Genomic DNA, 1,793 nt, shown 5'->3' on the forward strand with positions numbered 1-1,793 from the left:
TGGACAAGCGCCGATCCCGGGGAATCCGCCCTGCTCAACCCGTGGGGGGCGACCGGCGCGGCCGATGTCCTGCGGGGCGATGGCGGCATGGATGTCATCGCCGCCGGTTACGGCGACGACCATGTCTTTGGCGGTGACGACGATGATTTTCTCGCGGGAGGCGAGGGCAACGACTGCGATCATCTGTTCGCCAGGAGTAATCTCCACTCCTGCGCCGCGAATTTTGCGATGGGCGGAGTGACAAGAACCTGGAGGACGGCGGCGTGAGAGATCTATTGGGTTTCCTGGTGCTCACAATGCCGTTGCCTCTCATCGTCGCCTGGATAGTGTTCACCTGGCTGCTGTGGAAAACCGGGCGGCGATTTCTGGATGCATCGTTTGCTAATCGTCCCATACGATTGGTGCTGATCGCTGTCGTCGGCGCGCTCTGGTTCGGTGGATCGTTCTGGGAGGCAGGGGGGAAGAAGCTGTACTGGGATGTCCGGGTACGGGAGTTGTGCGCCAAGGACGGTGGGGTCAGGGTTTATGAGACGGTGGAGTTGCCGGCGGAACGGTTTGATAGATGGGGGAATGCGCGTATCCCAAGCAAGCGATCTGCCACGCCGGAAGATGAATATTATTTTGAAATTGAAGATAATTATTATCGAAAAGGTAATCCGAAATTATTGCAAAGCAGGTTTAGAACCATTCGGCGCAGTGATGGAAAGGTGTTGGGAGAGACTGTTTATTATAGCCGAATCGGTGGTGATTTGCCTGGGCCCTGGCATGAGTCAAATTTCACTTGTCCTAACCCATCCAGATTAACCGAGTTGGAGCCGAAAGTTTTTGTTAGAGGAGAGAACTGATGAGCACAATTTCAGAGTACTATCGCGAAGCAGAGCTTGCCTTTGGCGCATACGCCAATCTTACATTTGGGATGACCCCGGATAACTATATTAAAGCGTTAACAGATGCAGGCATGCCAGTCGTTCAAGCCGATGGTTTTTCCACCAGCTGGCGGGTCGTCGACCAATACGACGGCGAGGTCTCCGAAACCTACATTGACGAGTTCGGCCAGGAGCATACCTTTCTCAACCCCACCGGCCTGTCGACCACAGTCTTCGAGAGCGTTGCCGACGGAAAACGCTATCTGGCGATTCGGGGTACAGAATCCAGTTTTCCGGAATGGATTACCGATTGGGCGACCAACATCATTGATATCGGCATTCTCGGTACCGCGGAGCATCAAGCCCAGTACGATGCTCTCTCCAGGCAGGTGCGCAAATGGCTGGATGACGGCATCCTGCAGCCGGGCTTTTCGGTCGCCGGCCATTCCCTCGGTGGGTTTCTCGCGACCAACCTGGCGCTGGAATACGCTGGCGACGTGTCGGACACGTATCTCTATAACGCCCCAGGTGTGGCAGGATTGGCAAGTGGTTTGTTGCTGGAACGGATCGCCAACGCCCTGATGCCGGGTAAGCCGTACACGCTGCCGCCGCTGGAATCGATTCACAACGTCGTCGCTACCTCGGACCCGGTATCCGAAGTCGGGGTTTCAGTTGCGCCACCCTTGACCATCCAGATCGAATCGAACATAAACCCGATTTACAACCACAGCATCGCTACCCTGACCGACTCCCTCGCCGTCTACGACCTCTTCGCCCGGGTCGACCCGTCGGTGAGCGTGGAGACGGTAGGCACCATTCTCAATGCCGCCGCCAACGAAAACGCTCCCACCCTGGAAACGGCGCTGGCGATGCTGGGGGCGCTTTACGGCAGGGACTATCCCGCCGGCGAAACGAGCCGCGACACCC

General features: G+C 56.9%; 3 protein-coding genes. All 3 read left to right on the forward strand.

Annotation, left to right across the window (positions count from 1 at the left end; all coding sequences use genetic code 11):
* Window positions 1-267, forward strand: a 267-nt coding sequence (locus AB1772_13425) for a hypothetical protein (GenBank protein MEW5797340.1), incomplete at its 5' end; no start/stop codon positions are given.
* Window positions 264-845 (forward strand): hypothetical protein, encoded by a 582-nt coding sequence (locus AB1772_13430; GenBank protein ID MEW5797341.1) that lies wholly within the window; start codon window positions 264-266, stop codon window positions 843-845. The genes AB1772_13425 and AB1772_13430, both read left to right, overlap by 4 nt.
* Window positions 845-1,793, forward strand: a 949-nt coding sequence (locus AB1772_13435; protein MEW5797342.1) for a hypothetical protein, incomplete at its 3' end; no start/stop codon positions are given. The genes AB1772_13430 and AB1772_13435, both read left to right, overlap by 1 nt.

It is taken from the genome of Candidatus Zixiibacteriota bacterium (assembly GCA_040752815.1).
In the GTDB taxonomy this organism is placed as follows: Bacteria; Zixibacteria; MSB-5A5; order GN15; family FEB-12; genus JAGGTI01.